This window comes from Spirochaetae bacterium HGW-Spirochaetae-1, assembly GCA_002839375.1.
Taxonomy (GTDB): domain Bacteria; phylum Spirochaetota; class UBA4802; order UBA4802; family UBA5550; genus PGXY01.
On record PGXY01000003.1, the window covers coordinates 635,818 to 659,448 of the forward strand.

Here is a 23,631-nt window from a genome sequence, read left to right on the forward strand (position 1 = left end):
TGTTTTTTCTATTTCTCTTCCGCTTCCTTGGCAGCTTTTTCCATCTGCTTGCTGAATTCCTCGAGCCGCTTCATCGCTTCAGCAGCGTCCTTGTTGTCCATCTGCTTCATGACGTCTTCGCTCTGTTTCATCCAGATATCAGAGGATTGTTTCACTGCACTGGCGCACATGAGGGCGCTGATAAGCATGAGAACGGGAATAACAGCCAGTATAATCGATATAATCTTGGCCGTCCCCTCTTTTCCCCCCAGGACACCGATCAGGGCGTTGTAAAGAAGAAAGAGCCCGTAAAGTGAAACCAGGAGAGATACTATGGAACCGAGATAGAGATGGATGCCGCCGGCGAAACCAAGTACCGCGCTGATGGGGTACATCACCATAAGCGATGCCGATACGCGGGTATTAGCTTCAAAATCCGTTGTCCCGCCGCATATGGCAGATATGATAAGGATGATAACAGCACCTATGAAGAGGCCGATCACCGAGAAGATGAGAGCGCCCACTAAAACCATGATGCCGACACCGCCGCCGAACATACCGCCCATTGCGCCGCCAACCGCGGACAAACCTATAACGCTCCAGAGCAGACCCAGAAGCCCCGCCACTGCGCCGTAAAGTACCGCCTTGATAATGGGCTCACCGAATCCGCCTTCCTTCTCCATGGAAGCGAAATACTCCTTCGGTTTAAGAAGAGTATTTTTTGAATCATCGATGAATTTCTGGAAACTGAATGCACCTTCCGCCATATATTCCTCCTGATAAGATTTTTATTTTTGCCTCAAAACAGTCTTCCGAGACAGTCATGATAATTTATACCATATCTATACTATAGAACAATCCATTGAAAAGTCAAGAAAAACTCCTGCAGCCCCCCGATTATACGCCCGCATGCAGGATTTGAATCTATTTTAGAGCCCGGGAAAATGGCTATCTTAACTCAAAGGAATAAGTTAAAAAATGATGTTATAAAAAAAACAGAAGAACGCAAAGTTCTGAAAATTAAATCATCCGTTATAAAAAAAACAGGGTACATCCTGACTATTAATTAAAATTTTAGGCTCATTCCGGATTGTTGGGAATTAATAATTTATAAAAAAAGGTTGAACAGAAAGCGCGCGAAGGGCAAGTTAAAAAATAGTAAACAATGCGACAGTCGTGCAACTTTCAGGAGACCGAAAGGGGAAAACAGGGATTTTAAACAGGCTTTCAGGAATAGTTGTTTCTATCTAACTGATGTCTGATAGCCTGGATATATGAAACATCCATTCATGTCCTCTCGGGACTTCGTGCTCTTCGAGGCCTTTGCGCTCTTCCTGTGATAAGTTTTTTCCTTTATGAAAAGAATTGACGACAATTACATGCCATGTATTATGTGACATAATACATTTTTCATCATCAGGATACCATGCATGAAAAAAATCCGTCTCCTGACACAGGATAACCAGGAATACAGTGCTCATCTGCGGAAGGCGGGATACACCGTGGAGGAAATCACACTGCCCCTGCAGGCAGCCCCGGACATTGAATCATCATCGTCATACGCCTTTACTGTTGCCGAAATCTGCGATACAAACATATTCTCACTGGACCTGAAACATCTTGCCGCCGCGTCGGAACGATTCGTCTGCCTCGCTCCTGCAGTGAGCAGCCGGGTCAGGGCGCAGCTCCTCGATCACGGCATATCCGATGTCATCCCCGCGGGATCACCGGAGCGGCTCGTATCATACCTGCGAATGCTGGACAGCCCGATCCCCGCTGAACAGGGAAAAATCCTCATTTATGAGACGGCTCCCGTCAGAAAGGACATCCTCACAAATATCATCATGCGTTTCGGATATCATCCCGTTTTTATCGGCACAACGGACAGCCTTTTTGACAACCTTAAGCAGACCGGCATCCAGTTCATTCTCTTCAATCTCGGCGGGGAGAAGCTCGACCTGGGCGACTTCATACGGCGCTCCTATGCCAACACGGAAATAAAACGCATTCCCCTCCTGGCCTACAAGGACATGAAGGAAGGGATATTTGTCAACGAGATGCTCTCGGGGTTGCACCGCCTGACAAAGCTGATCTTTTCACCCGAGGAACTCTACAGCTACCTTGTGGATATCCTCTTCAGAAAGGAAATAATACCCCTCATAGAAACACTGAACAGCGGGATACATTTCAGCACGCACGCTAATTACAGCCAGGAGACCCTGAGCCAGATATATCACGGCACCACGCAGGATCTCTTCGCTCAATCCAATATCCTCGATGAAGAAAACATGCTCAATCTTTTCAATACTATGAGGCAGATCAAGAAAACACTGGTAAAGGCCGATGGCCTGAAGTGGCTGCGGCAGGAGACGGCGGGAAGCGTCAATACCTGCGGAGCGGGTGGCTGAAATTCACGTCACCCTTCCGGAGTGTATCGATGACCTGGATCGTGATTTTCTGGGCCTGTATCTCTTTCATCGTTACGGGCATACAGGGTCTTCTTTCGTTATGACAGTTCAGACACAGTTTTTCCCTTTTAAGCAGGTTATCCTCGTAGTCAAGAATGGGGTACATACCGTGCTTTTTTGCCGTGGCATAGCCTTTTCTGCGGTCCTCATAATTGATGTGATTTGCACCGTCGTGATAGGAACTTCCCGGACCATGACAGGCCTCACAGCCCACGCCTTCCTGGCCCGTAATTTCGCTGCGGCCTCCACCCGTTGTATGGCATTGCAGGCACACCCTGTCTGTCCAGGCTTCTGTAATTCCCATACCCCGGGCTATTTCCATGGCCTTTTCGCCTTTCAGTGTTTCATAGGCCCTTGCATGGGGTGATGTAACCCATACCTCATACTGTGTCTGCCCGCCGTTTACGGAATGACATTTCCTGCATACTGTAACTCCCACATTGTGGAACCTGCTTACGGATCCGACGGCAGACACAAGAGCAAGCATGCCAAGGAACATAGCCGTAAATATGTACATTATTCTTTTTTTCATAACACAATCATTCCCTCTGACCATTAAGAACCGGGAAAGAAATACCGCATCTCAACACTCAATTCATGCCATGCCGCCAGGGAATCGTCAACTAAATTAAGGCTTGACATCTACTCTTTAATGACTGTATTATTAAATGTTCCCATATAACTGCTCCCAGTATTAATGGAGGTATTGGATCGCATGCCTGAGCAAAGACATGATAAAAAAGTCGGTGAATTTCTTGTGGAAAACGGCATCATCACCACAGATCAACTCAATGAGGCTCTCATTCTACAAAAAGATAATAAGGAACGTCTCATCGGTGAAATACTGGTGACACTGGGTATTCTTTCTAAAGAAGATATGATTATGGCATTCGAAATGTATCTCATGGTGACCGATTTGCCCATTGCACATGTCGATGAATGGCTTGATCAGGATGAAGTAGACATGATAATGGAGCGTATAAAGGAGAGGGGTGCAAATAACAAATAGTTGTTGACAAAAAAGTGTTGATAAATCACAAATGCCAGCATGATAGAATTTGAAGATAAAATCTGTTTTGGCTGTGGGCAGGAAAATCCCCAGGGTCTCAGGCTTGAACTGCGGTTCGACGACGATACCAAGACAGCCTATGGTGAATATACAGCTTCCGAATATCATGAAGGTCCTCCCAATATTATCCACGCCGGAATAATCGCAGCACTGCTGGACGAGACCATGATCACCGTGAACAAGTATATGGACAGCGTGGCCATGACAAGTGAATTGACTATCCGTTATCTGCAGCCCGCTTTTATTAATGAAAACCTGTATATCCGCGGCTGGTATGTGAAGAAAAGTAAGCGTGTTGTTGAAAACAGGGCTGAAATTGAAAATGAGATGGGAAAAATTGTTGCACGCGCCAAGGGCAAATATATTGAAGTCGATGATATTCCCCAGCCCGAATAATATTTTTTAGATTGCGCATAACTCACATTGCCGAAGTGGTGGAACTGGTAGACGCAGCGGACTCAAAATCCGCCGGGGGCAACCCTGTGAGGGTTCAAGTCCCTCCTTCGGCACATAACTCCACATAAAGTGTAATTCAAGGGGTATCCATAGGGGTGCCCCTTCTTAATTGCGAACAAACTCTCACCACAATAAAGGGGCTGCTCCCGGAGGAACAGCCCCTTACATAGTATTACATAGAGAACAGAGCCCTGTTATGTGGGAAATTGATGGTGTTTTGGCATGGGGTGGGGATATGCTGCGAGAAGCTCTGCCCCCCTGATAATAAATATTCTTTCGACAACTTCTTAAAGTTACGTATTTATAGAAATTGTTATATAACCTCTGACAAACTCAGAACTTATATTTTTATGCCGCCTTGGGCGGCACAAAAATATAATTATCAGATAGTATTGGTATTTACATTATGTCCACAATAGGATGGTGCCGGGAAAAATCCGAAACTAATTCTCCCTGAAACCATTCAACGATTGTTCTGACTGCCTTATCAGCGGCTTCACAATCTTGAGATACTGATCGTCCGCCATCTCTACGAATATCTCTTTTTCCATAACCGGCAGCCGCATAATAAGATAGGCCTTCCGTTTTTCTTCCACATTTTCCATAGTCCAAGACGGTTCCTGTGATTGCATTGTTATTCATAACTCTCCCTTCTCAGTATTTTTAACTGTCGTGAGGCATGCGTCACTCGTCCCTTTATCAGTCTTGTACATCCTCCCCCGTCTGGAGCACATTTCGTTTTTCGCTATTACAGGGCGCATAAGGAATATCCACAGGAACGGCAGAAAAAGCAGCCCCCATCGGGAATAAGACTGCTGCCGCATTCAGGACACCGGGTTGCTTTTACAGCAATAAAAACTGACGCGTTTTTCCCGTCTTCTCTGCAAATGGTTGCTGTTTTTATTGATTCCATACTGTAATTCACTCATCCTTACATGTGTATAGTATATTTATGTATAGTATTTTTCAAGCACTTTTTTTCTAAAAATATAAAAAATAAAAACACGACACACCCATGAAAGCAGTAAAAGTCCGTAACTTAACTTGACGTATATAGTCTGAAAATATACGTTGCATAGAAAATGTATAAGCCATGTGAAACAAGGCAGACGACAGGTGTTTCACTTCAACATGCAAGGAATGTGTTAAAAAGCGAGGATATGAAGAATGACTAAACCCGTGTTTGATCCGGAAAAGAACCTGGAAGAACTACTGAAAATGGATGCTGAAGAGGTTCAGCAAGGCCCGGAGTCCATGGGCGGAAAACCCGGTGAGCCCTCCCATGCATCCGAATTCAACTTTGATATAAAACCAGAACAGCTCGAAGAATATCTCAATAAATACGTCATTGCTCAGGAAGAGGCCGTTGAGGTTATCGCCACAAAGGTGTGTACGCACTTCAACCGTATGAAACTGGAACAGAAGATGACCGAGGAAGAACGCCTCGTGGGAAACATCAAGAGCAATATCCTCCTCATCGGACCAACCGGTGTGGGTAAAACCTATATCATCAAACTCATCGCCAAAAGAATCGGCGTCCCCTTTGTCAAGGCCGATGCGACTAAATTCAGTGAGACCGGATACGTGGGCGGTGACGTGGAAGACCTGGTGCGCGAACTGGTACATGAGGCCGACGGGGATATCGCCAAAGCCGAATACGGCATCATCTACATCGACGAGATTGATAAAATTGCCTCCTCAGTGGGGCTCCACGGTCCCGATGTATCAAGAAGCGGCGTGCAGCGCAACCTGCTGAAACTCATGGAGGAAGCCGACGTGGACCTGAAAACGCCCCATGACCTGGCATCGCAGGTCGAGGCGGCCATGGAGGCGCAGAAAACCGGCAAGGTGAGCCGCCGCAAAATCAACACGCGCAACATCCTCTTCATCGTATCGGGAGCCTTCCAGGGCCTGGACGAGCACATCAACAAACGGCTCAACCGTCAGTCCATCGGTTTCGAGAAAATTCGTGTGACCATGGAAAGCAAGCAGGATGTACTGAAGATGGTCAAAACCGAGGACCTGCTGCAGTTCGGTTTTGAATCGGAGTTCATTGGCAGGCTTCCCGTGTATGTTGTCCTCAACAACCTGGACAAAGACGGACTCTATAAAATACTGAAGAACGAACACAGCACTGTTGTGCTGGGCAAAAAACTGGACTTCCGGTCTTATGGAATAAAAATAGCCTTCAGTGATGAAGCGCTGAAAAACCTGGCAAAAAAAGCCTACGAGGAAAAAACCGGAGCCCGTGGCCTGCTGACGGTTTTTGAAAAACTGCTTATAAAGTTCGAGAAAAAACTTCCCTCCACAAGCGTGACCGAGCTGGAAGTGGACATGAAACTCATCGAAAAACCCGATGAGACCTTAAACCAAATTCTGCTAAAAGAAGGCATCGAGCGTTTCCAAAAAGATTTTCTTGTCCAACACGGGACCTTTCTTGAGTTTGACGAAAAGGCCGCAGGGAAAATACTGGCAATAGCCACGGAAAGGAAAAAGAAAATCAAGGATATCTGTGAAGAGCTCTTCCATGACTACTTTCACGGGATGCGGCTCATGAAACTGGAGAGCTTTATTATCACCACTGAGGCCGTGGACAATCCCCAGGATTACCTGAACGACTATATCAAGGAATTTTTCAAGAAACAGAATGGATAGGTAAACATGGAGGGAGCCTGGCCGCCCCCTCCTCGACCTTACCCGGCTCTCGCTCAAATGCCGCAAGCAGATTGGCGGTCCATTCGCCTCTGCGGCCCACTAGAATCTTTCACTTACACATAGTTATTGCAAGCAGAAATCTCCGTTTATCAACACGTTACACGAATCACCAGTGGAGGTCTCACAACGGCCCTCCTGGCAGACTCAACCGGGCCGGAATCTTCCATGAACATTGAACTCTTTGGTCCTTTAAATTTTTCCCGACGATTACTATGTTAATCTTTGATAAAAAGTTCCGGGCAGGTGTGGCTTTTAAAATATATAATAAATTTAGATATAAAATTTTAAGTATATTCATTGACAAGAAACCGTCTGGACGATTAACTTAGACATATTTTTTATAATGTCATTTTTCCCCGGAGCTGTATTCATGAAAAAAAAAGTCCTCATGATATATCCTGAAATCCCAATAACCTTCTGGAGCCTGAAATATGCCCTTGAAATGGCGGGCTTTAAATCGACCCTTCCCCCCCTGGGACTCATGACTGTCGCCTCCCTGCTTCCCGATTCATATGACATTAAACTCATTGATATGGCCGTCAGCGAAGTCAAAAAAAATGATATCCTGTGGGCCGATATTGTTTTTATATCGGCAATGATTATTCAAAAAAATTCATTTGAAAAAGTGGTTCAGCTTTGTAATGAGCTTCACGTTCCTGTTGCTGCCGGCGGACCCTATCCAACCTCATCACATGAATCCATATCGGGAGTCGATTATTTTATTCTAAATGAGGCTGAAATTACTCTGCCCGGATTTATAAAAGATTATGAATCGGGCATGGCTAAAAAACTGTATATGAGTGATGAAAAACCTGACATTACACAGACGCCGGTGCCGCGTTTGGATCTGATTGACATATCCTCCTACAGCAGCATGGCATTACAGTATTCACGGGGATGCCCTTTTAATTGTGAATTCTGCGACATCATCGAAATGTTCGGCAGAATTCCCCGCACAAAACTCCCGGACCAGTTCCTCGATGAAATGAATGCCGTATATAAAACGGGATTTCGGGGATTTCTATTTATTGTTGATGATAATTTTATTGGAAACAAAAAACATGTCAAAGCCCTTTTGAAAAAGATTATTGAATGGCAGAAAGAGCGTGGATATCCATTCGCCCTTTTTACTGAAGCGAGCGTTGACCTGGCCCAGGATGATGAATTACTTGATCTCATGGTTGAGGCCGGTTTTGGCGAAGTTTTTCTCGGCATTGAAACACCCGATTCAGACACTCTGGTTGATATTCAAAAAAAGCAGAACCTGCGGCTCGATATTTTTGAAAGTGTAAGAAAAATTCAAAACCACGGCATTGAAGTTATGGCCGGCTTTATTGTTGGATTTGATTCCGACCCTGAAAATATATTTGAGCAGCAGATTAACTTTATCCAGAAAGCCGCCATACCCCAGGCAATGGTAGGCCTTCTGTCTGCACTGCCCAACACGCAATTGTTCAGACGTCTGGCAAAAGAAAAACGATTAAAAGGCCTGAGCACGGGGGATAACCTGAAGATAGATGTTAATTTTTTAACCAAAATGCCCCTGGATACTTTAATAGACGGATATAAATATATAATTTCCGAAATTTATAATCCAAAAAAATATTTTGAACGATGCATGTCTCTATTAAAGCAGATGCCCGAAGAACACAGGCTGTGGGATATAATCAAAAAGACAAGAACAAAGGATTTTTTTAAGGATACTGATTTCAGTTATGTAAAACAGCTGAAAATTTTTCTTAATATAGTATTTAAAATGACATTTACCCATTACGGGTTCTATTTCCTGCGATTTCTTAAGGACTCCATGAGGTATAATTATAAATATTTTTTTTATGCAATAAGTCTCTCTGCGAGAGGGTACCATTATTTCAAAGTCGCTGATATGCTCGGTAAAAATAATTAAAGATATCTGCAAAAAGTTTTCCCCACGCTACTTCATCATGAGAACATCACCCTTCATGAATATAATCTTCATGTCAGTTATTCTGGGATGGTTCGTGATGACACTTTTCTTCAGGAAAAGAATCTTCTCCCTCTCTGGCTCATCGCTTCCTGTAATAACAATACGCAGTGAATAGTGATCCTTTCCTTCCTCTGCTTCAAGGGAGAGTATTTCCAGCCCGGGAAATTCCCGGTGGAAGGCAAGCCGCGCGTATTCCTTTGCCTCGACACGCTGGTAATCATCATACATGAAAATACTAACAGGAACTGCGATGGCCGCCAGAATCAATACGGAGAGTACTATCTGGTACATGGCCCTGCGCGCCACACGGGTTTCATCGGCCAGGGGAGGATGTATCTTCATCGCCCAGAAAACCACGGCGCCTGCAAGCCCGATGGAAATGAGGTTTATAATAAACAGGATAAAGGCGCCCGAGGCAACTTCCCGGTTCATGGTGCCCAGACCGATACCCACGGTACAGAGAGGCGGCATCAACGCCACGGCTATGGCTATGCCCACCAGGGTATTGCTGATTTTTTCATTGGCGTAACCATAGGCTCCCACTATGCCCGACGCCAGCGCCACAATAATATCAAAGAGCGTGGGGTGCGTCCTGGCCATGATCTCCCCGGAATACACGGGAAGCGGAATTATAAAACTGATCGCCGAGGAGATAAGGATGGCCCAGAACATTCCCTTGGCTATGGAACCGAGGGAAATACGGATAAGCTGAAGATCCCCCCATATAACAGCCAGTGAAAAGGCCAGGATTGGTGTCATGAGTGGTGCCACTATCATGGCCCCGATAATGGTTGCCGTGGATCCCTGAACGAGACCGGTAGTGGCAATAATACAGGATAGCACCGTAAGGATATAATATTCCCGCGAGGGAGCTGCCCCACCCGCAAGTATCTCATATATATTCAGACCATGCTCTTCCTTTTTACGAATCTGCTGAATATCACGCCGTTTTTCCAGCCAGAAACGGGGATTGATATAATTGCGAAAGGTTCGTTCCTCTTCATCGATAACGTAATCCACCAGAGATCTGATATCGCTCTTCTGAGCGGCAGCAGCGGTCCTTTCGTCATTTTTCTTCACTGAGCTGACTTTCGGATCAGAATCGTTCTCCGCTTTTTTCTCCTGGCGTACTTTTTGCCCTTTACGGTCATCGGTTTCGGTCTTTTTCGCCGGGACGTTTTTATCATCGGGACTTATTTCGGCAGCACTATCCTCGCTCTTCTGCGGTGGATTCTTTGACCGGGGAAATAAATCTTTAATCGACATGGGTCTCCTCACATTACATCGATGGCGTTGACGGTGCAGGCATCCACACAATTGCCGCAGTTGGTACATCGGTCATAAATTACATGGGTCATGGGGATATCCTTTTACAGGCAAAATATACAATTAGTATCCCTCATTTTTTATCGGGCGTCAACAGAAAAAGTTCAATGTTCGAAGTATCCGGCAGAAATATTTTTGAGTATTAAACTTTTGAACCGGGGCCCTGATTAATCGGGGCCAGGATACCCCGCGTTGCATTTTTATGCAACGGACCTCAACCTGAACCTCAAAATAGCGGTATTCATTTTTTTCATTGCGGGCGGCATCGCGCTCCTGGTCGGATTCGGGGGTGATGAAGAACGCTGTAGTACGCAAGGAGTGGCTTGCTCTCAAGCCACTGAATCTCTCTTCAATGGATTCAGTAGTGCACCAGGAGGGGGCTTTGATGATTCCTTCGATCCTGATCTAACCGGCGATGGTCATGATATGTCAGCCACTTTTTTAACCCTGTCCATGATCTGACGGAAGACCTCGTCCTGATCGTCGATTTTAAGAGTCAGGGCTCCGCGCGGACAGGCACTCACGCACCGGCCGCACCCCTTACAGGATTCGAGGACTCTGGCCCTGCCGTTTTCCTCCCGGATCATGGACGCAAAACATTGGGCGGCGCATATACCACAGCCGTTGCAACGCTCTTCATCCACTATGACCGATATGCCGGGAAGCCGGCGATATGCCTTGTCCAGGTTCGGGCCGGGACGCTTCATGTCGGTGCGGTACATGCAGCAGCAGTCGTCGCAGAAACAGATGAACATAAGGTGCTTGAAATCCGGGAGGCCGAAGGCCACAACGTCGATCCAGACATGGGCGATATTGGCGATGAGGCCCGCATCGGCGGCCCTGCGCACGTGGGCCTTCGCCTCCCCGATTGTCGCGCGCCTGCCATGGGAGGGATGTATACGTTCCGCGCCCCTGCCCAGGGCCATACACCCGATATCGGCGGGATGATTGGCACACCGGAATTTTGCCCTGCACACGCACTCGTCGAATATAACCACGTGGCCTGCCTGGGCAATGAAGCGCTCCACAGCCTCGGTGGGCACCACCACGTTTTCCGGGGAGGGCAGTTTCACTCCTATCGGGATAGCGGTAATCTCATTATGAGGGTAGCGGAAAAAGGGATTTATGATATGCTTCAGTACAGGATAATCGCTCCATCGTTTTCCCCTGGTCATGAGGGGCCAGGTCATGTTCGTGGCGAACCTGGCCATCCGTTTTGTGGGACCGTATTTGAACATCTTAATCATGGGAGCCTCCTGTATATCCGTGTTGCCGCTTCAATTCCTGTCGAAAAGAATATCGAAAAATCCCCGGTTTAACACGCGGGGGATGGCAATGAAATAAATCACGCCGATCAACAGGTCCGCCGCTCCCAGAAGAGCCGGGACGAAATTACCGCTGGAGCATGCCAGCCACGAGAAGAGAAAAAAGGCTGCGACCCTGGACATGCCGTCCCAGAAGACCACGGTGGCCCGCCGCTCCAGGTCCCTCGATGAAAAGATCAGTATTGTTCCGAGGAAAACAAGAAACAGGGCCGGAAGCAGGAGCCAGAAGGGGCTTCCCGGGGCCTCGATGCCCGCCAGCGATATAGAGCCCGGTATGACAAAGGCAATTCCCGTAGTGATGTTAATTATCCCGGTAAGTGCAACAAATTTTTTCATGGCCTATCTCCTGTATATATTAGATTGATTTGGTGTTATCATATTTTATCGGTAATTGATGATTCTGCTTATACGGCCGGTTAATTCCATTACAGCCTCGTCAACGGACTCGATCGAAGCGATAACAGCATTCTCGGGACATAAGCTGGCGCACCGGCCGCAACCTCTGCATTTCCCGGGATCGATCACCGCCCCTTCATCCGTAATCTTGATGGCACCGGAGAAGCATTCGCGGGCACAGTCGCCGCACCGGGTACATTGTTTCAGGTCGGCGGTCATGACGAGACCGCGCAATTTTACGATGGACGATTCCATCTCCGGGGTCATGAATTTCCTGTTGTTCATGATGGTGCAGCAGCAGGAACAGCAGAAGCATATGGTGAGGAGCCTGCCCCGGTCCTTCACTCCCCAGAGAAAATTGTCCGGTTTGAAGCGGCCGGCGAATGGGATGAGGCCGTTTTCCACGCACGCCCGGGCGTGGGCGATGGTCTCCTCAACCGAGGTATGCCGGCAGACGGCTGGGTCAATTTCAGCAGCGCCATCACCGAGCATCACACATGCCAGCTCGACGGGATGATTTTCGCACCTGTTGCCGTCGCGGCAGGTGCACCTGGCAATAATGGCCCGATGAGATGATTCGCGGATCAGTTTTTCCAGTATTATCGAGGGCAGGTAGCTCGATCTGTCCCCGGATATCTGCCTGTTGATCGGGATGTAGGTTATGTTGAAATTCTTTCCGCTGAGCAGTGGGACCACGAGACGCTTCACGACTGTACCGATCACCGGCCATCCGGTGGCCTTCACGATTCCCCCTGACAGAGGAAAGGTTTTCGCGAGAATTTTCAGCCACAATTGGGGCCTTCGGGACATAGCATTATCCTTATGGTTATGTTATGTACCTATCTTGCAGAATGCAAATATATTTGTCTAACACTATTTATCAATGAGTTTTATTACTATCTCTTTTTCTTTTCAGTCAACGGGCTATGGCGTTGCCCGAAACGACAATCACACGCATCATTGAACCCTGCCAGCGACGGATCAACAGGAATTTATAGATGCCCCAGTGTCCAAGTCCCTTCCGGTACACCGGTTTATCTCCATGTTCTGAACAAATGTACATATATAGATTCTAAAGAGATGATCTGATCATTAATAAAAAAAGACGGGGCAATGGTCCTGATCGGCGGGGTTGTTATGGGGGGCTTATATCTGCCCCCCACACAACATCTATCGTTAGAACAGTTTCTTCTTCAGCTTTTTAGTAGCTTTTTTAGTCCCTTTATCGGCCGCGGCCTTGGCTTTGTCGGCAGCCACATCCTTGGCCTTGTCAACGACAGCGTCAGCCGCTGATCCTGCCGCGTCCTTTACCAGGGATCCCAGGGAAGGCAGCTTGGGATGAACCAGGTCCGTTTTTGGATCATTCATGGTTCCCTTGACCTGGTACTTCAGGTAGACCTTCCCTTCCTTATTAAGCAGGGGCTTCATGGCCAGGTCAGCTACCTTTTCGGCAGTCACGTATTTCCCCGCAGCACCGGTAATAGCCTTCTTGGCATTCTTTTCAATGCCGAACCTGATGCTCTTCCCGTGCTTGTCGGCCAGGATCATATCAAGCTCGGCGTCAACAGCCTTGGTGTTGATATTCGTTTTGCCTTTAAATGAGAGCTGGTAGTCGTCGGTCTTGATATCGCCCTCATCAATCTTCACCGTGCCGGCCTTGTACCACACCTTCATGTAGCCGTTCTTCCAGCGCACATCTTTTCCCAGGAAGTTGAGCTTGCCGCAATATTTAGAGAGCGCCTCGACATCCTTGGCCTTTTCAAGAATCTGCAGACCCGTGAGAGTTCCCTTAGGTGAGCCCATTTTCACGGTGACTTCAGGATCAAGACGGCGCGTCTTTACGTCAAAGGGCTTCACGGACCCCTTGATAGAAAGCAGCATATCAAAGGACTGCACCGTGCCGGTCTTCATCTGTCCCATGGTTTTTATTCCCATGTCGACATTGATCTTCACCTGGTTCTTTTTATCCAGGGCTGTGCCGTCAATATCAATTGAATGAACCAGTGCCGTCAGGTCATAGACCTGGAAGGTCTGCTGGAACTGTTTATCTTCATAGGTAAGTGTCCCCTTTTCAATGCCGATTTTGCCCACGTTGACTGCGATGGGTATATCATCGACGGTGAGTGGCTTCGGGGGATTCTTGGCCTCCTCGGCCAGGCGTTTCGCTTCTTCCCGTGCTTCCTTCTCGGCCTCGGCCTTCTCTTCAGCTGTCATGGGTTTCGCCACCAGCAGGTCATCAAAATTGAAAACGCCCTTTTCGTTTTTAACCACATTGATTTTAGGTTCATAGAGGGTCAGTTCCTTTAGAACGAACTGCTTTTGAAGCAGGGGCAGAAACTGCACCTTGAATTTAAAGGCCTTCAGGCCCACAAAAAGGTCTCCTGCCGGCACCGGTTTGCCTTCCAGCGCCGTCAGCTGCTTTTCGGTTTTAAAGTTTGATATTTTCACGTCATTCACTTCGATACCCGAAATAACAGAAAATATCCCCACGCTGATATCCCCTATCGTCGCGTGCCTGTGCAGTGCGCCTCGCATCTGTTTTTCAATAAACGGTTTATCCACAATGACGTATACCGCGATACTGGCTATAACGATTAGTAAAATGATAACACCTATAATACCGCCAAGCCATTTTAAAACTCTTTTCATATGACTCTCCTTTTTGATTTGATAATTTTTATGGTTGATTAATTATGACTGCATACAAAATATACGGGCAGATATAATATAGTATAGAAAAACTCCCGCAGATAATCAATCAAAAATCATGAATATCATGCAATTATCTGTACATGCCGGGAAAGACTTTAACGGTTTTCAGGAAAGGCCATGACAAAAGCGGAAAGAATACACATTGAGAAAATCATTAAAGCCGTGGGTAAAGCCGTCAACCGATATAATATGATCAAAGACCGTGAAACGGTGGCTGTAGCCCTATCGGGCGGAAAGGACTCCCATGTGCTGCTGGAAACACTGGTTTTGCGGAAAAAACATCTTCCCATTGATTACACCCTGCATGCCGTTCATGTGAACATTACCAACATTCCCTATGAGGTGGACAGGGAGCATCTTGAGTCGTTCTGTCGCAGCCTGGATATCCCCTTTCATTACCGGGAGCTGGAAATAGAGCATACCGAACAGGAGGCTCTGTCCCCCTGTTTTCTCTGCTCATGGCACCGCCGCAAGGAACTCTTCCGTTTCTGCGAAGAGCACCGGTGCGGAAAACTGGCCCTGGGCCATCACCGCGACGATATCATCGAGACCTTTTTCCTCAACATGCTGTACCAGGGCTCCCTGTCCACCATGCCGCCCCGGCTTGCCGTGTTTGACGGGAAACTGGAAATCATACGTCCCCTGGCATTGCTTGCCGAGGATAAAATTGCAGAATACGCCCGTATCCGCGCCTTTCCCCCGCAGAAAAAGGAATGCCCCCACGGGGGGGATTCACGCCGCGAGGCAGTAAGAAAAATCATCGATGGTATGGAACAACTGCATGGCGAGGCCCGCAGCACCATATTCAAGGCCATGACCAATATTCACGGCGATTACCTGCCCTGAACCGGCTCCTCGTCGGAATCATTATAGCCGCAGCCCTCATAGGGGCTCAGGGGTCCGGTGCGGTCCAGGTGCTCCACATCGTCATAATAAGGAAAATCCCGGCACATGCGCGGACGGATGGGATGAATGGAACACGTGGGCGTTCCCTCGTTGTCGTGGGTAAAGTGCTTGCAGATGTAATGATAGGGCAGATCCTCTTCGGGTTTTTCGAATTTGAAGGCCAGCATGGGATAGATAAGATATATTTCCGAAAATTTCGGATCGATTTTAGGCGATTTCAGCCAGAATTCATAGGCCGTTTGCAGCAAATCGGGCGATTCGGCAAGCCGCACGTCCTGGCAGCAGTAACCTCTTCTCTTGCAGTATCCCATGGCCGGTGCTTTCCTCCTGTCAGGCTGCCTCCCGGTTCCGGTCAGGCATCAAATATATTACGTAAAAATTATTGCCAAATTCAAAGGACTGTTGAATAGTGGCTGTTTATATTCGGCCCCATGTTGAAGAAATAGCGGTATTTATCAACAAAAATATTGCGTTATTGCAGCGGGGGCATAATTTCGATTGAAGAAATGATAATATATTGATATTTTTAATACCAATATACATAATTTGACCGGTTCACACTGCATTGCATTGACTTTCTGTCCGTTACTTTATAAGAACGAGGAAAAAAGATATGAACAAATACGATGGATTCTCCGGAGAAGAGCTCTTTACCCGTCATACCGGTTACGCATATAACGACTTCATCATACTGCCGGGATATATCGACTTTGCCCCCGACGATGTAATCCTGGAGTCAAAACTGACCCGGCATATTTCCCTGAAAAGTCCCCTGGTATCGAGCCCCATGGATACCGTTACCGAGGCCGAAATGGCAATCGGTCTGGCCCTCATGGGAGGCATTGGCATCATACATTATAACAACACACCGGCACAGCAGGCCGAGGAAATCAGAAAGGTAAAACGCTACGAAAACGGTTTTATTACCAATCCCATGGTTCTGTCTCCCGAACATACCGTTATGGACATTGATCGGATAAAAGAGAAGTACGGCTTTTCCGGCATACCCATCACGGAAAACGGCACCATGAACTCCAAACTCCTGGGCATCGTGACCAACCGCGACATCGATTTTGAGCCCAAGAGAAATAAAAAAATCCGCGAAGTCATGACAACTGACCTGGTGACGGCGCAAAAAGGTGTATCCCTCTCCCAGGCGAACAAGATACTCCGCGACTCCAAAAAAGGGAAGCTCCCCATTGTTAACGAAAAGGGTTCCCTGGTGGCGCTCATGAGCAGGAACGACCTTTTAAAAAACCGCGACTATCCTCTGGCCTCTAAGGACTCTAAGAAGCAGCTCATGGCGGGCGCCGCTATTTCCACAAAGGAGGAGGCAAGAGAGCGCCTCGAAGCTCTGGTGGAGGCCGGCGTAGACGTGGTCATCATAGATTCCGCTCAGGGCAATTCCATCTACCAGATCGATATGATAAAATACATCAAGCAGAAATATCCCAGCCTGAGTGTCATCGGCGGCAATGTGGTCACTGTTGAACAGTGCGAAAATCTGATACAGGCCGGTGTTGACGGCCTGCGCATCGGCATGGGACCCGGTTCCATATGCACGACCCAGACCACCATGTCCGTGGGGCGGGCCCAGGCCACGGCTATTTACCGTACGGCAAACTGCGCGCGCAAATCGTCGATCCCCGTCATTGCCGACGGCGGAATATCCACCATCGGACACATATCCAAGGCCCTGGCCCTGGGAGCGTCAATGGTCATGATGGGATCAATGTTCGCCGGAACCCATGAAGCGCCGGGCGAATACTTCTATGAAAACGGTGTCAGGCTGAAGCGCTACCGCGGCATGGCCTCCATGGAGGCACTTGAGGCGGGCGGCTCCAAGCGCTATTTCGCCGAGGATGCAAAGATCATGGTTGCCCAGGGCGTCTCGGGATCCGTAGTGGACAAGGGATCCCTTTCCGACTATGTTCCCTACCTGATCCAGGGACTCAAGCATTCCTTCCAGGACATGGGAACCCGCGACGTCACCACTCTGCATAAAAAGCTCTACGAAGGAGAACTGCGCTTCGAACTCAGATCCCCGTCAGCGCAGCTTGAAGGCCATGTGCACGACATGTATTCCTACAAGGAACCGAAATACATGTAGTTCATGAGCGCTGCCCGGTTGTCCCGTTTTTATTTGAAACGGGCCGCCGACACCTGTATGTTATATACAGCATGCGGTCATAAGCCGAAAATAATTTCCCCTGGAGGCAGCCATGGCACTACCGCTGAAAGAAAAAGTCATCATCGACCCTGTTTCATCCATGGGCGATATCAAATACTGGCGCGATGCCGGCGACATCCATCATGTGCCAAAGCGATCCCTGGGCGAAATAATCCTCAATGTATAGCACCATGCCCGCCGAAATACACGACGACCAGCATTACATGCAGGCTGCTCTGGAGGAAGCGCGCCTCGCCGCAGACGACGACGAGATACCCGTCGGGGCCGTGATAACCCTGGGCGGTTCCATCATAGCCAGGGCACACAATGAAAACAGGTCAAAAAACGATCCGACGAAACATGCCGAGATAACGGCCATACGAGAGGCCGCCCGATTCCTGGGAAATGAACGCCTCACGGACTGCGTACTGTATGTGACTAAAGAGCCCTGCGCCATGTGCGCCGGGGCCATTGTCCATGCCCGCATCAAACGCCTTGTTATAGGAGCAAGGGATGTCAGATATGGCGCCTGCGGCACCGCCCTTTCGGTATGCGGGAACGGAGTACTCAACCATGTCCCCTGCATTGAATTCGGCCTGATGGAAGAGGAATCATCGGGGCTCCTGAAGGAATTTTTCAGGAAAAAAAGAAAAGAAAAAATATAACCTGCAACCAAAATCTCATCGCCATAACACTCTAATTTTTAATTTTGCCTCTTGACATACCTTCTACATTAGAGTACACTTTTTAATGATTATACATTCCTTTTCATGGAGTGTGTGCATGAAAATTTCCTTTGTTATATTTAGGATATAGTATTACATCCAATCAAAAAAGGCCTTAAAAATCTCAAAGCCGGGATGGCCCGATTATGCAAACACACAACACAATCATTAACCGGATAAAAAACCTGGGCATCGGAGGCAAGCTGCTAAGCATCTTCCTGGGTTGTTCTCTGCTCTTTATCATCATTCTGACATCGATATCTTATTTTTCCGGGTCCTCGGCCATTGAGAATGAGGCAGTGGCGAAACTCTCGGCTGTGGCGGAACTCAAGACCCAGACAATCCAGAATTTTTTCAATGACCGCTTCGGCGAGATTCACGTCATGACGGGAATCGACATTATCAAGACCACATCGGATAATCTGCTGAAGGACATACAGGGATCAACTATCAGCCCCGATCTTTCCCTTGAAAAAAAAAGGGAATTCCTTAATAAAACCAGTGCAAACTATCGTCTGCTCCACCAGTACATCGACAAGTACAAATTCGCCCTGGAAAATTTTGCTGAAATAAAATTGGTCCCTGTTTTTGATGTCAGGAACGCCCTGGGACAGGTAGTCTTCCATGAAGGTGATCAGATCATATCTACCAATGATTTTTCAGGCAACGTCAGTGATCGATCCATGTACCGGGGCGGATATGATCTCATGGTAAAGGGCGCCGGGGGTGTTGAATCGGATAAATATAATTGTCCCCTGCTCTATACCTCCTCCATTGAACACTGCTCGGAACTGAACAAGGCATCGATCCACATGTCACACGGCCTGGGACGACACGGCCTCACCGCGGACGAACTGAAAAAAAGCACGCCCGTAAAGGACCGCTTCACATTCATGATGATATATGATATCAATGTCAATGCCATCAACCATTTGTGCCAGGATAAAACAGGTCTGGGCGATACCGGCGAAACATACCTTGCCGAGCGCCTGGGTATGGATGATGGCGCCGATCGGAAAGGCAATATACTGATGCTCACTGATTCCCGTTTTGAAAAAGATACAGCCCTCAAACGGGACCTGAGCAATATTAAGGCGCTGCAGGATCTCTTTAACCGGATGGAACACCGGCGCGGCAGCGAATACTGCCAGAACTTAATTTACAATGATTATCGTGACATTCCCGTTCTGGGACACAACCATCTCCTTAAAATCGGCATCCATGAAATAGCCATCATAACGGAGATCGACCGGCAGGAAGTTTTCGATGCCGCCGGCAACCTTCTCATCATTATGCTGACGCTGGGCTTTTTTCTGATAGTTCTTGCCGTTATCATATCCATTGTTTTCAGCCGAAGCATTTCCAGGCCACTGAATTATGCCGTTGATTTCGCCGGTATTATTGCCTCGGGAGACCTTACGGCGGAGATGGATCAGAACTTTCTCGACCGCGGTGATGAAATCGGTGGATTGGCAAAAGCCCTGAAAAAAATGGTCGATGATCTCAAAACCATCATTTCCAATGTAATTTTATCGGCTCAGAACCTCTCCCAGGCCGTACAGGAAATAGCCAGCGGCAACGAAACACTTTCCCAGAGGACCGCGGAGCAGGCATCGGCGCTGGAAGAAATTGCATCCACAATAGAAGAATCTACGGCAACAATAAAACAGAATACGGAAAACACTCGTAACGCCAATACACTCTCAAGCGAATCCCTCAAGAGGGCCGAAGAAGGGGGCCGCATAGTCGATCAATCCGTAAATGCCATCATAGAGATAAACGATTCCAGTAAAAGGATCGGAGAAATCATCGGTGTAATCAACGAAATAGCCTTTCAGACTAACCTCCTTGCACTCAACGCATCAGTTGAAGCCGCACGCGCCGGTGAAATGGGTCGCGGATTCGCCGTTGTTGCCGGCGAAGTGAGGAACCTGGCCCAGCGCTCGGCCAACGCGGCCAAGGAAATCGAATCGTTGATTAAGGACTCCATCGAAAAAATCAAAAAAGGAACTGACCTGTCACGTAAAAGCGGTTCAGCCCTTGAAGAAATTATAGACAGAATGCAGACGGTGAATAAAACAATCAACGAAATTGCCGCGGCGAGTGAGGAACAACGGTCTGGTATCGAACAGATCAATACGGCTGTGATTGAAATGGATTCCATGACACAGCAGAATGCCTCACTGGTGGAGGAAACCGCGTCCGCCGGAGAAGAAATGGCGAATCAGGCCCAGGAACTCATCGCCCTGGTAGAACGCTTCAAAATCGACAAGGACATTCAGAAAAAACAAATAGATTATCACCGGGAAATTAAACAAGGCCCCGCTACGGGAAAAATGACACACACCATCAGGAATAAACCGACATTGTCCGGAACAGCAGCAGGGAAGAAAGGTGCCAACGAATTGAAGGATATCTTGTCGGAAGAAGGCTTTAAAGAATTCTGAGTCCGGTATATGCGGTAAAACCGGATTATTCATCATGTACTTGCAGTTATACCCCTGCGTTGAATACCACTGATATCATTCGCAGGACCCGGGATCATATCCCGCACATATTACAAAGGAGCTCAATCTCCCATGGCAGAAAATAAACTTTCCGACGACCATAACACCCTCACCGTTGACGAGGAACGCGAGGAATTTATTTCCTTTATACTGGGCGATGAAACCTTTGGTGTTGATGTGCTCAAGGTTCATGAGATCATCGGCATGACCGAAATAACCCCGGTTCCGGATTCAGTTCATTACATGAAAGGCGTCATCAATCTCAGGGGCAACGTCGTTCCTGTCGTTGACATGCGCCTCAGGTTCAACATGGAAGTGATTGAATATACGCATGTAACGGTCATAATCATCGTGGAGGTGAATGAGCGGTTTGTGGGTATGATTGTGGACACCGTGTCGGATGTTGTGGGGATTCCCACGAGCAACATTCATGAAAGCAGCAGCCTCAGCAGCGACATGGAAATTAATTCCGAATTCATCCAGGCTATTGGACAGGTTGACAACCAGCTCATCATAATTCTTGACGTGACACGCATACTGGAGTCTGAAAGCGGTTCCTGATATTATCAGGAACGTTTAAAAAGGGCTTTTAGCCCCCGGGGTTTTTCTGCCTTTGGGCACGCAATTACAGTATCCCCATTCAGAACACGGTGCTCAATCTCATGGTTAAAACGGCAGAGTATTGAATCGGAAACATGCTCCATATGAAATTCGCATTGCCTGCATTCTTCCAGTTTCATAATTGATGAACCCATATCCCTGTTAATACGTATCCGGTATCCTGACCTTGATCACCGGTATACCAGCATTCAATTGAAATTATGTCATATTAATGGTAAAGAAAAAAATAATTTCAATGAAAAAAAATGTAACAACAGCAAATTTACCGGACCTTATTGACATACACGGTAAAAGTAATATTTTTCATGAGCTCCTCCATTAATGAGGCCACGATCTGATCGTGGCCTCTTTTAATTAACTCGAACAAAAAGCCGGAATTGCCGATAAAAACAGTGAAGCAATAAACAGGCAGTTGTACAATGTCTATTATACCGGATATTTATTATTAATTGAGATTATATGAATATTTACGAATCAACATCGGCCAATATCAATAAGGCTGCTTCCATTATACGGTCCGGGGGTATTGTATCTTTCCCTACGGAAACGGTATATGGATTGGGTGCCGACGTATTCAATCCCACGGGTATAACGAGAATCTTCGAGGCGAAAAACCGTCCCTATTTCGACCCCCTCATCGCCCATATCGCCAGCATTCACCAGTTAGAACAGCTTACAACAGGCATCGATGAAAGAACGGAAATACTGGCAAGGTCTTTCTGGCCCGGACCGCTGACGCTGGTCCTTCCCCGATCAGCTGCCGTCCCGGACATTGTTACTGCAGGCCTTCCCACGGTAGCCATCCGCATGCCCGATCATCCCGTGGCCCTGGAGCTTATACGGCGCTCTGAAACGGCCGTTGCCGCGCCCAGCGCCAATCCCTTCGGATTCCTCAGTCCCACGACGGCCGAGCATGTAGCCCGTTACCTGGGAAATCGCGTGAATATGATTCTCGACGGAGGGGAATGCACTGTCGGCGTTGAATCGACTATCATTAAACTCGAGGATAATAAAACATTTCTTCTCAGGCCCGGCGGTATCCCCGTGGAAGAACTGGAAAAAATTATCGGACCGGTAATTACCTCTACCGAGGTCCATGGCAGGGCCGAGGCACCGGGACAGCTTCCCTACCACTATTCACCGTCAAAGCCGGTCCGCCTCTGCGCCTCGTCCCGTGACTTTGATCTTGAGAACGATTCCGCCGCTTTTCTTTTTTTCAGGGATCCCCCGTTTCTGCTCCCGGGAAAAATGAACCTGGAATATATCGAAATACTCTCTCCCGGCGGAGACCTGCGCGAGGCGGCAGCCCGCATATTCTCGGCGCTGCACAGGCTCGACCGGCTGCCCGTATCGGTAATATATGCCGAATCAGTTCCGGAGATCGGTCTTGGCAGGGCCATAATGGACAGGCTGCGTAAAGCCTCGCAGAAAATGGCACACGGGGATTGACATGAAAGATGTGAAAATGTTCCGAAAAGGGATACGCTTCACCGGATCATATCTCCAGGGAATAAAAAGTGTTTTTTCATCCCTGGGTCTACTGGGACAGCACAGGGGACTTATTGCGTACTTCATTGTCCCTTTTCTGATAAACATCATTATATTGACTTCAGTTTTTTACTTTTCCTACACGATTGTGGAACCGCGCCTCGCCGGGGCCATCACGGGAGAAGGATGGTATTTCGATGTGCTCCGCGTTATGATTGCCCCCGTGATGATCCTCCTGCTGGGGATTATATCGGTGCTTCTTTTTTCCATTGCCGGAAATATCATAACGGCTCCCTTTAACGATTTTCTATCGGCAGCGGTGGAACGGAGACTCGGTGATAAGATCCCGGAGGAGCCCTTCACCATAACAGGTCTCCTGGCTGATATATCACGCATAACAAAAAATATTTTCAGGATGCTGGGACTTCTGCTGGGCGCCAACATTCTCCTGTTAGTCGTCAACTTCATCCCCCTGGTGGGAAGTATACTGTATACCATCCTGAGCTTCAGCACCACGGCTTTTTTCCTCGGTTTTCAGTTTTTCGATTTTCCACTGGAAAGACGCCGCTTTGCTTTCAGGGAAAAGCTGACCCTGCTGTGGCGATTCAGGGCTCTTACTGCCGGAGTGGGAACTGGCTTTTTCCTCGCATCTCTCATCCCTCTCGTGGGATTTCTGTCGCTGAACCTGGGCACCATGGCAGCCACCTTGCTTTTCCTGGAGCACATGAAACCAGCACTCACGGAAGAAAAAGGTGAAATACGATAAAACTGCCATTCTGAATAGGCTATTTATTTCTTGACG

At 47.8% G+C, this 23,631-nt stretch carries 24 protein-coding genes and 1 tRNA gene; 14 read left to right on the forward strand and 11 right to left on the reverse strand.

What is annotated here, in order from left to right:
* Window positions 1-8 precede the first annotated feature (8 nt).
* Entirely contained in the window at window positions 9-746 is a 738-nt protein-coding gene (locus CVV44_07460; protein ID PKL40045.1) for a hypothetical protein, read from the reverse strand.
* A 663-nt stretch (window positions 747-1,409) separates the two neighbouring features.
* Between CVV44_07460 and CVV44_07465 the strand changes: the two genes are divergently transcribed.
* On the forward strand, window positions 1,410-2,387 hold the full coding sequence (locus CVV44_07465) for a hypothetical protein (GenBank protein PKL40046.1): 978 nt from the start codon (window positions 1,410-1,412) through the stop codon (window positions 2,385-2,387).
* Here CVV44_07465 and CVV44_07470 read toward each other — a convergent pair.
* Window positions 2,362-3,003: a hypothetical protein gene (locus CVV44_07470; GenBank protein ID PKL40047.1), complete on the reverse strand. Its 642-nt coding sequence runs from the start codon at window positions 3,001-3,003 to the stop codon at window positions 2,362-2,364. The genes CVV44_07465 and CVV44_07470 overlap by 26 nt on opposite strands.
* A 159-nt stretch (window positions 3,004-3,162) precedes the next feature.
* Here CVV44_07470 and CVV44_07475 point away from each other — a divergent pair, with 159 nt between their 5' ends.
* The 3 genes from CVV44_07475 (at window position 3,163) to CVV44_07485 (ending at window position 4,025) form a co-directional block, all read left to right on the forward strand.
* Entirely contained in the window at window positions 3,163-3,456 is a 294-nt protein-coding gene (locus CVV44_07475) for a hypothetical protein (protein PKL40048.1), read from the forward strand.
* 39 nt (window positions 3,457-3,495) lie between these two features.
* Window positions 3,496-3,912, forward strand: coding sequence for a PaaI family thioesterase (locus CVV44_07480; GenBank protein PKL40049.1), 417 nt, complete (start codon window positions 3,496-3,498; stop codon window positions 3,910-3,912).
* A 29-nt stretch (window positions 3,913-3,941) separates the two neighbouring features.
* Window positions 3,942-4,025, forward strand: a tRNA-Leu gene (locus CVV44_07485).
* Between the two features lie 585 nt (window positions 4,026-4,610).
* Here CVV44_07485 and CVV44_07490 read toward each other — a convergent pair.
* Entirely contained in the window at window positions 4,611-4,796 is a 186-nt protein-coding gene (locus CVV44_07490; protein ID PKL40050.1) for a hypothetical protein, read from the reverse strand.
* Window positions 4,797-5,139: 343 nt separating this feature from the next.
* Here CVV44_07490 and CVV44_07495 point away from each other — a divergent pair, with 343 nt between their 5' ends.
* Window positions 5,140-6,627, forward strand: coding sequence for an ATPase (locus tag CVV44_07495; GenBank protein PKL40051.1), 1,488 nt, complete (start codon window positions 5,140-5,142; stop codon window positions 6,625-6,627).
* Between the two features lie 403 nt (window positions 6,628-7,030).
* Complete coding sequence (locus tag CVV44_07500; protein ID PKL40052.1) at window positions 7,031-8,593, forward strand: B12-binding domain-containing radical SAM protein; 1,563 nt, start codon at window positions 7,031-7,033, stop codon at window positions 8,591-8,593.
* Window positions 8,594-8,620: 27 nt separating this feature from the next.
* On the opposite strand, the gene CVV44_07505 is transcribed toward CVV44_07500, so the two are convergent.
* Window positions 8,621-9,988 (reverse strand): TIGR00341 family protein, encoded by a 1,368-nt coding sequence (locus CVV44_07505; GenBank protein PKL40053.1) that lies wholly within the window; start codon window positions 9,986-9,988, stop codon window positions 8,621-8,623.
* Window positions 9,928-10,011 carry a hypothetical protein gene (locus tag CVV44_07510; GenBank protein ID PKL40054.1) on the reverse strand — a complete coding sequence of 28 codons (84 nt, stop codon included), beginning with the start codon at window positions 10,009-10,011 and terminating at the stop codon, window positions 9,928-9,930. Before CVV44_07510 ends, CVV44_07505 begins: the two co-directional genes overlap by 61 nt.
* Window positions 10,012-10,171: 160 nt before the next feature.
* On the opposite strand from CVV44_07510, the gene CVV44_07515 reads away from it, so the two are divergent.
* Window positions 10,172-10,441 carry a hypothetical protein gene (locus CVV44_07515; GenBank protein PKL40055.1) on the forward strand — a complete coding sequence of 90 codons (270 nt, stop codon included), beginning with the start codon at window positions 10,172-10,174 and terminating at the stop codon, window positions 10,439-10,441.
* On the opposite strand, the gene CVV44_07520 is transcribed toward CVV44_07515, so the two are convergent.
* From CVV44_07520 to CVV44_07535, 4 genes are all read right to left on the reverse strand, one after another.
* The gene (locus CVV44_07520) at window positions 10,399-11,226 is read right to left on the reverse strand and encodes a hypothetical protein (protein ID PKL40056.1); all 828 of its coding nucleotides are present in this window, start codon (window positions 11,224-11,226) and stop codon (window positions 10,399-10,401) included. The genes CVV44_07515 and CVV44_07520 overlap by 43 nt on opposite strands.
* 30 nt (window positions 11,227-11,256) lie before the next feature.
* Window positions 11,257-11,640 carry a hypothetical protein gene (locus CVV44_07525; GenBank protein PKL40057.1) on the reverse strand — a complete coding sequence of 128 codons (384 nt, stop codon included), beginning with the start codon at window positions 11,638-11,640 and terminating at the stop codon, window positions 11,257-11,259.
* Between the two features lie 45 nt (window positions 11,641-11,685).
* Window positions 11,686-12,510, reverse strand: coding sequence for a hypothetical protein (locus tag CVV44_07530; protein PKL40058.1), 825 nt, complete (start codon window positions 12,508-12,510; stop codon window positions 11,686-11,688).
* 366 nt (window positions 12,511-12,876) lie between these two features.
* On the reverse strand, window positions 12,877-14,349 hold the full coding sequence (locus CVV44_07535) for a hypothetical protein (GenBank protein PKL40059.1): 1,473 nt from the start codon (window positions 14,347-14,349) through the stop codon (window positions 12,877-12,879).
* A gap of 180 nt (window positions 14,350-14,529) precedes the next feature.
* Here CVV44_07535 and CVV44_07540 point away from each other — a divergent pair, with 180 nt between their 5' ends.
* Window positions 14,530-15,258: a tRNA 2-thiocytidine(32) synthetase TtcA gene (locus CVV44_07540; GenBank protein ID PKL40060.1), complete on the forward strand. Its 729-nt coding sequence runs from the start codon at window positions 14,530-14,532 to the stop codon at window positions 15,256-15,258.
* Here CVV44_07540 and CVV44_07545 read toward each other — a convergent pair.
* Complete coding sequence (locus CVV44_07545) at window positions 15,246-15,629, reverse strand: hypothetical protein (GenBank protein PKL40061.1); 384 nt, start codon at window positions 15,627-15,629, stop codon at window positions 15,246-15,248. The genes CVV44_07540 and CVV44_07545 overlap by 13 nt on opposite strands.
* Window positions 15,630-15,931: 302 nt before the next feature.
* Here CVV44_07545 and guaB point away from each other — a divergent pair, with 302 nt between their 5' ends.
* From guaB to CVV44_07565, 4 genes are all read left to right on the forward strand, one after another.
* Window positions 15,932-17,428, forward strand: coding sequence for an IMP dehydrogenase (guaB, locus tag CVV44_07550; protein PKL40062.1), 1,497 nt, complete (start codon window positions 15,932-15,934; stop codon window positions 17,426-17,428).
* Window positions 17,429-17,679: 251 nt separating this feature from the next.
* Window positions 17,680-18,153, forward strand: coding sequence for a tRNA-specific adenosine deaminase (locus CVV44_07555; protein ID PKL40063.1), 474 nt, complete (start codon window positions 17,680-17,682; stop codon window positions 18,151-18,153).
* Window positions 18,154-18,359: 206 nt separating this feature from the next.
* Window positions 18,360-20,660, forward strand: coding sequence for a hypothetical protein (locus CVV44_07560; GenBank protein PKL40064.1), 2,301 nt, complete (start codon window positions 18,360-18,362; stop codon window positions 20,658-20,660).
* Window positions 20,661-20,792: 132 nt separating this feature from the next.
* Window positions 20,793-21,281 carry a chemotaxis protein CheW gene (locus tag CVV44_07565; protein PKL40065.1) on the forward strand — a complete coding sequence of 163 codons (489 nt, stop codon included), beginning with the start codon at window positions 20,793-20,795 and terminating at the stop codon, window positions 21,279-21,281.
* Window positions 21,282-21,286: 5 nt separating this feature from the next.
* Here CVV44_07565 and CVV44_07570 read toward each other — a convergent pair whose 3' ends face one another.
* Window positions 21,287-21,475 (reverse strand): hypothetical protein, encoded by a 189-nt coding sequence (locus CVV44_07570; protein PKL40066.1) that lies wholly within the window; start codon window positions 21,473-21,475, stop codon window positions 21,287-21,289.
* A 325-nt stretch (window positions 21,476-21,800) separates the two neighbouring features.
* On the opposite strand from CVV44_07570, the gene CVV44_07575 reads away from it, so the two are divergent.
* The gene (locus CVV44_07575; protein ID PKL40067.1) at window positions 21,801-22,790 is read left to right on the forward strand and encodes a threonylcarbamoyl-AMP synthase; all 990 of its coding nucleotides are present in this window, start codon (window positions 21,801-21,803) and stop codon (window positions 22,788-22,790) included.
* Window position 22,791: 1 nt separating this feature from the next.
* Complete coding sequence (locus CVV44_07580) at window positions 22,792-23,595, forward strand: hypothetical protein (protein PKL40068.1); 804 nt, start codon at window positions 22,792-22,794, stop codon at window positions 23,593-23,595.
* Window positions 23,596-23,631: the final 36 nt, after the last annotated feature.

Bases quoted from the DNA above. Each gene is read 5' to 3' on its own strand.
- CVV44_07555 (PKL40063.1), top strand. From the start codon at position 17,680: ATGCCCGCCGAAATACACGACGACCAGCATTACATGCAGGCTGCTCTG.
- CVV44_07465 (PKL40046.1), top strand. From the start codon at position 1,410: ATGAAAAAAATCCGTCTCCTGACACAGGATAACCAGGAATACAGTGCT.
- CVV44_07540 (PKL40060.1), top strand. From the start codon at position 14,530: ATGACAAAAGCGGAAAGAATACACATTGAGAAAATCATTAAAGCCGTG.
- CVV44_07520 (PKL40056.1), bottom strand. From the start codon at position 11,226: ATGATTAAGATGTTCAAATACGGTCCCACAAAACGGATGGCCAGGTTC.
- CVV44_07475 (PKL40048.1), top strand. From the start codon at position 3,163: ATGCCTGAGCAAAGACATGATAAAAAAGTCGGTGAATTTCTTGTGGAA.
- CVV44_07460 (PKL40045.1), bottom strand. From the start codon at position 746: ATGGCGGAAGGTGCATTCAGTTTCCAGAAATTCATCGATGATTCAAAA.
- CVV44_07560 (PKL40064.1), top strand. From the start codon at position 18,360: ATGCAAACACACAACACAATCATTAACCGGATAAAAAACCTGGGCATC.
- CVV44_07495 (PKL40051.1), top strand. From the start codon at position 5,140: ATGACTAAACCCGTGTTTGATCCGGAAAAGAACCTGGAAGAACTACTG.
- guaB (PKL40062.1), top strand. From the start codon at position 15,932: ATGAACAAATACGATGGATTCTCCGGAGAAGAGCTCTTTACCCGTCAT.
- CVV44_07480 (PKL40049.1), top strand. From the start codon at position 3,496: ATGATAGAATTTGAAGATAAAATCTGTTTTGGCTGTGGGCAGGAAAAT.
- CVV44_07570 (PKL40066.1), bottom strand. From the start codon at position 21,475: ATGGGTTCATCAATTATGAAACTGGAAGAATGCAGGCAATGCGAATTT.
- CVV44_07530 (PKL40058.1), bottom strand. From the start codon at position 12,510: ATGTCCCGAAGGCCCCAATTGTGGCTGAAAATTCTCGCGAAAACCTTT.
- CVV44_07535 (PKL40059.1), bottom strand. From the start codon at position 14,349: ATGAAAAGAGTTTTAAAATGGCTTGGCGGTATTATAGGTGTTATCATT.
- CVV44_07545 (PKL40061.1), bottom strand. From the start codon at position 15,629: ATGGGATACTGCAAGAGAAGAGGTTACTGCTGCCAGGACGTGCGGCTT.
- CVV44_07510 (PKL40054.1), bottom strand. From the start codon at position 10,011: ATGACCCATGTAATTTATGACCGATGTACCAACTGCGGCAATTGTGTG.
- CVV44_07490 (PKL40050.1), bottom strand. From the start codon at position 4,796: ATGCGGCAGCAGTCTTATTCCCGATGGGGGCTGCTTTTTCTGCCGTTC.
- CVV44_07500 (PKL40052.1), top strand. From the start codon at position 7,031: ATGTCATTTTTCCCCGGAGCTGTATTCATGAAAAAAAAAGTCCTCATG.
- CVV44_07470 (PKL40047.1), bottom strand. From the start codon at position 3,003: ATGGTCAGAGGGAATGATTGTGTTATGAAAAAAAGAATAATGTACATA.
- CVV44_07565 (PKL40065.1), top strand. From the start codon at position 20,793: ATGGCAGAAAATAAACTTTCCGACGACCATAACACCCTCACCGTTGAC.
- CVV44_07525 (PKL40057.1), bottom strand. From the start codon at position 11,640: ATGAAAAAATTTGTTGCACTTACCGGGATAATTAACATCACTACGGGA.
- CVV44_07575 (PKL40067.1), top strand. From the start codon at position 21,801: ATGAATATTTACGAATCAACATCGGCCAATATCAATAAGGCTGCTTCC.
- CVV44_07580 (PKL40068.1), top strand. From the start codon at position 22,792: ATGAAAGATGTGAAAATGTTCCGAAAAGGGATACGCTTCACCGGATCA.
- CVV44_07505 (PKL40053.1), bottom strand. From the start codon at position 9,988: ATGTACCAACTGCGGCAATTGTGTGGATGCCTGCACCGTCAACGCCAT.